This is a genomic window from Cellulophaga sp. 20_2_10 (assembly GCF_023476645.1).
Classification (GTDB): Bacteria; Bacteroidota; Bacteroidia; order Flavobacteriales; family Flavobacteriaceae; genus Cellulophaga.
The window spans coordinates 1-5,394 of record NZ_JAMCOJ010000027.1; the positions used below are offsets into that span (position 1 = coordinate 1).

A 5,394-nucleotide genomic window follows, 5' to 3' on the forward strand; every position below is an offset into this window, starting at 1 on the left:
GTCCATATTCGAATTGGTTCAGATTTTTTTAGTTTCTGAATTAGCTTTTTTTCTTTGTTGTTAAATGTATATTCCACTTTTTCTTAAATTATTGACCAACTAGTCAGTAACCTCATTTTATTGCGTTTATTTCGCCAATAGAGTTGTGTAAACTTACGTTTTACATTTCTAGCTACTATTTTTCTTACAATATAAAAACATTTTTTGTACTACAATTACTTAAACACGTAATTGTTTAATTTCTAATTTTTGATAAACAAATCTATAACAAAAGAAGCCTCTTAAAAGGGGCTTATATCTATGTTTTTCCGCCAAATTAGAAGCTTGTGTAACGTTTATTATTTTTGGGAGCTGAACTTTGTGTTTATTTTGTTTCTATCAATTCATCGTCTTTAATAAAAACTTCTTTTAGATTATTTACCCTAAAAGGGATATTTAGTATTGTGTCTTTTTTATTAATTATTAAGGATGATATTTTTAAAATTCCTCCCTTGTTTTTTAAGTGCTTTTTTATTCTATTAATATTTTCAGGAATTAACGGAATGTCCATACTAAATGAAATATTCATTGAGTGTTTAGGTAAAATATGATAGGATTTTTTAAATGATTTAAGATAGTCTCTTGTGTAAGGAGTTAATTCAAATAAGGTGTCATTTATAGCAAGAAAATCATTATTTGCTTCATTATTGTAATATTCAAAACTATTTTTGTTTCCTATGATAATGGTATTATCACTATTATTTTTTATTTTAATGTTAAAGGCAATATTGCTTAATAAATGCGTCCTAACTTGCTGAACATATTTCTGTGTGTATTCATAATATATCAATTCATTACTTTTTATCTCTATGCTGGTTTTATTTGATTTACACCCAAGAATCAGTAGTAATAGAACAAAAGCGTATTTATACATTATAATTATTTTTTTTCGATAACGGTTTGGAAACTTGGCTCCCAAAACAAAGCCTTCCCTGTGACTCTCTCATATCTATTGAACATTTCATTTTTTTGGCTAGGACTTAAATAAGGTTTACTTTGATATTTTGCCTTTATAGCGTTTGTTAAATATCTTCTAAAGTTTTTCTCTGTTATGTGTTTGAAGCCGTCACTAGTTTTACTATACGTTGAGTTTTCTATTTGGTCCATATATACCCATATTTCACCAACACCGTAAGTTTGGATACCTATGTCATCATAATACTTATGCCTTAATTCGTGGTACAAATCACTTATAAGGTTAAAATAGTTACTATACTTCGAATTGGTTTTGTCAATTATTACAGCAGCTTCTTTTTTTCCTAAATAAAAAACCTGTGCTACTGCTTGTCTGTGCAATTTTTTACCTTTAGGTAAGTTGTAATATAGAATTTTCATTAAAAATCGTTGTAACTACTTTTGATATTGTTTCCGTACTTAAGGACTGGTATTTTTGATATGATATTTGCTTAAACTCAACCTCGTTGTCAGAAGTTTTTTTGATTTCAGACTTTAATAAACTTTTATCTGAAATAGTTAAATCATCAGAGAAAACAAATACAAGATTACTATACTTGTGATTATTTCCCATTCTTCCGATAAACTCACCCTGGTTTGAAAAATAGAACCCATCATTTAGATGTAATTTTTCTTTTATCTCTTCTACAACAGTATTTACCGGCGATTGGTATTCTTTTATACCGTAGTCAGAATAATGCCATCTAAATACATTTAATACTTTTTTGTTTATTCTTTGAATTGCAGAAACTATTTTTATGTCTATGACCATATTTGTATCTGTTTCACTATTATAATTTTTATAGGTAGCAAATACTTCTTTATAATTTTTAATATGAGCATCTATAAGCTCTATATATCTTGTTTTGTATCCCTGTTCATCGTAAATTTGAACAGAAAAAGGTTTAAATATCTCACTTGGTGTAGGGTCAGGCTGATCATCATCATAAAATTTTCTGTCGATTTTCAGTAGCTCTTCTAAAAAGCGAAGCCCATTTTCATCAGTAGGAATTGTAAAATCAAATCCTCCAAAAAGTACTTGAGTTGAGGGTTTTCCATTTATTCTATAACCTCTGTAAAATTCAAGGCTAGACCTTATAAATTCAGTTGTTATTCCTAGATAATTAATTTCTCCTTTCATTTATATTCTGTTATTTTCTTTTTAACCGAAATATTTCTGAGCCTTGTTGCCAACGTTTATGTATAAGAATAGTTGCGGGTTTGTATGCGAGGATTTTCCGAAGGAAAATCAGACGTTACAAACACGCAACGACCTTTGGATTAAGCACTAAACCGCAATTATTTTTATACGGCTTAAGTTTGATTTTTATTAAATTGATATAATAAACAGAAAGAATAAAAGAGAGAATTAAGGTTAATTTATACGGTGAAGCTTTGGACTTCGACAATCCCGACGCTTCGGGAGTAATCCTCTCTCTTTTCTACTAAAAATCACGTTCAGTTCTGTGAGACCTAGATCTCGTTTTCAAGTTGTTGTGATGTTAGTAATTTATTCTTTCATAAATCATTTCTTATGAATAAATATAACGAAACTTTTGGAATAGACATTAGTAAAGATGTTTTTGATTGTTATGGCAGTGTTCAAGGACACTTACAATTTAAAAACACTGAAGCAGGGTTTAATAAGTTTCTAAAAACGCTTACAAAGAATAGTTTAGTCGTTATGGAGGCTACTGGCTATTATCATTACAGATTAGCACAATTTCTATACAAAAAAAGCATAGTAGTATCTGTTGTAAATCCATTATCTATTAAACGATTTATACAAATGAAATTAGCCAAAGTAAAAACAGATAAAAGCGATGCCAAGGCAATTTGTAACTATGCTTTAATTAATGAAGTTCCTATTTACAGTGCATTGACAGATATTCAAAGTGAATGTTTGCAATTGTTTAGATTATTAGATGCCTATTTAAAACAGCGTACAGCAACCAAGAATAAGATACATGGAGAAGTAGTATTAGGTATGCCATCTAAGTTTGTGTATCGTTCCTTAGTACGTAATAAAAAGCAATTAGATAAAGAAGTAAAGGCAATTGAATTAAAGCTGCTATCCTTGGTAAAAGAAGACCAACAAAAGCAGTTAACCTTATTGATGTCTATACCAGGAATAGGCCAAAAGACCGCTTTATTTTTAATAGTTGTGACCGATGGTTTTTCTAAGTTTGAAAATGCATCCCAGCTTTGTAGTTACGTAGGTATAACGCCTACAATAAGGGAGTCTGGAAGCAGTGTAAGAGGTAGGGCGCGAATAAGTAAGGTTGGTAATAGAAAGCTTCGTAATCTTTTGTTTCTGTGCTCTTTTAATGCCTGTAAACATAACAAGGCCTGTAAGGCTATTTATGACCGCATAGTTGCTAAAGGAAAAAGTAAAAAACTAGCATTAATAGCTGTTGCTAATAAGCTACTTAAGCAGTCTTTTGCTATTGCAAAATCTGGAAGGCCATATGATGAAACTTACGTTTCTATACTGCCTAGATAAATATAAAATAAATACAATAAAAAAAGCTCAAAGAACCAGTTTTAGAGTCTATGAGCTTACTATAATAATGCCTCAAATTAACGAAGAATTTGTTTGTTTTTTACCTCAGTTCTTTGTTGTGCGTAGTGTTTTTTTTGATTAATTTTCGTTTCATTTTATTCATAAATACATTTTGTCTAATGAGAGTAATTATCCAATTCATTCCAAAAAACCATAGAAAGATAATTATTCCAAACTTATAACTTTGAGATATTAATCCAAAAAAGAAACTAAAAGCTAGAGATATATAAAACGTTCTAATTACAGAAAATGAATATTCTAATTTCCATAATTTTCTATCTAATTTGAAATATCCTTTATCAACAGGTGCCATCAAATGCCATCGTCCTTGTCCGTTAAAAAAAGAGTTTTTAAACTTTATTTCTAAATCTGAATGTTTAAATTTATCAACACCCAATCTTATTAATTCTTTTTCGATTACGTCAAAAACTTGCTGACTTTCTATATTTTCAGTTAATTCTCGTTTGTATTTTATAATTAATGGAAACAATTTTTTATTCTTTTCTTTTAGATTTCATTCGAACGAACGCTTGGTTTACATTACGCACAACGCCCTGCTAAACGCAGTTCGGCCTTGAGAACGAAGATACAAAAAGTGTAAGATAATAAGCTTTAGTTTCGCGCGGCCACGCGAGGCTAAAGCTTATTAGCCGGCTCGCTGAGCGATTTTTTTTAAAAAATTGATTAGTGAGCCACTTTATTGGATCGAGAGTTCGATGGATCGTACCAAATTGCTATTAGCTACTGATGTTACATCGTTTTCCTTAGATGGGCAGCAAAAGCTGAACTTAGCGGATAAGCACTATCCCAATTTGGTTTAGCAGGGCGATGGAACACATTTTCCAAAGGGGCGGGAACAGCGAAGCTGTGTAGCAACTTTGGTCAGCTTTTCGCTGAATGTGTTCCATCGTTTAGTATATGGAAAGTAGGGCAGTTGATAAGCACTACATTTCGGGTTTAACACTTAGCTAAATATAAATATTTTGCTTTTATCTTTTTTACTATAAACGCCAAATTTTATATTTAGCGGACTTTGTAAATAAACACAGAACTTTGGAGTTAGCACAAAAGCCCTATTTTTTATATACATTGTTAGCAACTGTTTATTTAGTTGGGTTGTATATTATAATATTTTCCTCAGATACAGCATAATCAAAGCCATTTTTATAGATATCTAAATAATTAGATAAATCTACTTTACCTTTAACAATTCCTGCTAAAATTCCATAAACTAAATCATAATCTGAAGCTATGTTATATAAGACTTCTTTTAAACCATACAAACGATAATCCTTTTCTATATTTTCTATGACATAGTCTCCAACTCCCTCATAGAGTATTGTATTGTTATCACTTTCAAGAGCATCATAGAGTTCTTGTCTTTCGTTAATCATTAAATATTTAGGATTGTCAATTATATCAACTAATTTAGAAGAGTCAGGCATTTGATGAATTATTTTTCTTTTTTCTCTTAAATCATTTATTACCCAATCTTTTATATCTCCTTGTTTTTTCTGTTGATTATTAAACGTGTATTTTATGTTTTGATAAATAGATGAATCAAAGTATTTAGTGATTTCTTTAATAAATTTGTCAAATTCGGGAGTATAACCTCCTAAAAGTGTCTCCATCAATAACGTAGAGAAGTAACAAGTATCAAATTTTTTTTTTCCTTCACAATAGTCACACCAATCATTAAGTAAATTTTGGTCAAATGAAGCTTTGTACATTATTGTTTGTTTTTAATAGTTGCTAACGGATTAGGCTATGGTTAGTACGGGAGTTAACAAGCGATTAATTTGCGATTAAGCATCTAGCCAAAACTTTTTATTTTGCTT

Annotated in this window: 6 protein-coding genes; 1 reads left to right on the top strand and 5 read right to left on the bottom strand. The window is 30.0% G+C overall.

Features of this window, described 5'->3' with window-relative positions:
- Positions 1–364: 364 nt before the first annotated feature.
- Genes M4I21_RS18155 through M4I21_RS18165 form a run of 3 tightly spaced genes read right to left on the bottom strand, consistent with a single transcriptional unit; the run spans position 365 to position 2,134 of the window.
- Positions 365–913 carry a hypothetical protein gene (locus tag M4I21_RS18155; protein ID WP_249560650.1) on the bottom strand — a complete coding sequence of 183 codons (549 nt, stop codon included), beginning with the start codon at positions 911–913 and terminating at the stop codon, positions 365–367.
- 5 nt (positions 914–918) lie between these two features.
- Positions 919–1,374, bottom strand: a complete 456-nt coding sequence (locus M4I21_RS18160; protein WP_249560651.1) for a hypothetical protein — start codon at positions 1,372–1,374, stop codon at positions 919–921.
- Positions 1,346–2,134: a hypothetical protein gene (locus tag M4I21_RS18165; protein ID WP_249560652.1), complete on the bottom strand. Its 789-nt coding sequence runs from the start codon at positions 2,132–2,134 to the stop codon at positions 1,346–1,348. The genes M4I21_RS18160 and M4I21_RS18165 overlap by 29 nt, the downstream gene beginning before the upstream one ends.
- A 393-nt stretch (positions 2,135–2,527) precedes the next feature.
- Between M4I21_RS18165 and M4I21_RS18170 the strand changes: the two genes are divergently transcribed.
- Positions 2,528–3,496 (top strand): IS110 family RNA-guided transposase, encoded by a 969-nt coding sequence (locus M4I21_RS18170; protein ID WP_249560653.1) that lies wholly within the window; start codon positions 2,528–2,530, stop codon positions 3,494–3,496.
- Positions 3,497–3,596: 100 nt separating this feature from the next.
- On the opposite strand, the gene M4I21_RS18175 is transcribed toward M4I21_RS18170, so the two are convergent.
- Together M4I21_RS18175 and M4I21_RS18180 are read right to left on the bottom strand one after the other, a co-directional pair.
- Positions 3,597–4,046, bottom strand: coding sequence for a hypothetical protein (locus tag M4I21_RS18175; RefSeq protein ID WP_249560654.1), 450 nt, complete (start codon positions 4,044–4,046; stop codon positions 3,597–3,599).
- 613 nt (positions 4,047–4,659) lie between these two features.
- On the bottom strand, positions 4,660–5,286 hold the full coding sequence (locus M4I21_RS18180) for a hypothetical protein (protein WP_249560655.1): 627 nt from the start codon (positions 5,284–5,286) through the stop codon (positions 4,660–4,662).
- Between the last annotated feature and the right edge of the window lie 108 nt (positions 5,287–5,394).

Excerpts from the sequence above, each read along its gene's own strand:
- M4I21_RS18155 (WP_249560650.1), bottom strand. The coding sequence starts at position 913 with ATGTATAAATACGCTTTTGTTCTATTACTACTGATTCTTGGGTGTAAA.
- M4I21_RS18160 (WP_249560651.1), bottom strand. The coding sequence starts at position 1,374 with ATGAAAATTCTATATTACAACTTACCTAAAGGTAAAAAATTGCACAGA.
- M4I21_RS18165 (WP_249560652.1), bottom strand. The coding sequence starts at position 2,134 with ATGAAAGGAGAAATTAATTATCTAGGAATAACAACTGAATTTATAAGG.
- M4I21_RS18170 (WP_249560653.1), top strand. The coding sequence starts at position 2,528 with ATGAATAAATATAACGAAACTTTTGGAATAGACATTAGTAAAGATGTT.
- M4I21_RS18180 (WP_249560655.1), bottom strand. The coding sequence starts at position 5,286 with ATGTACAAAGCTTCATTTGACCAAAATTTACTTAATGATTGGTGTGAC.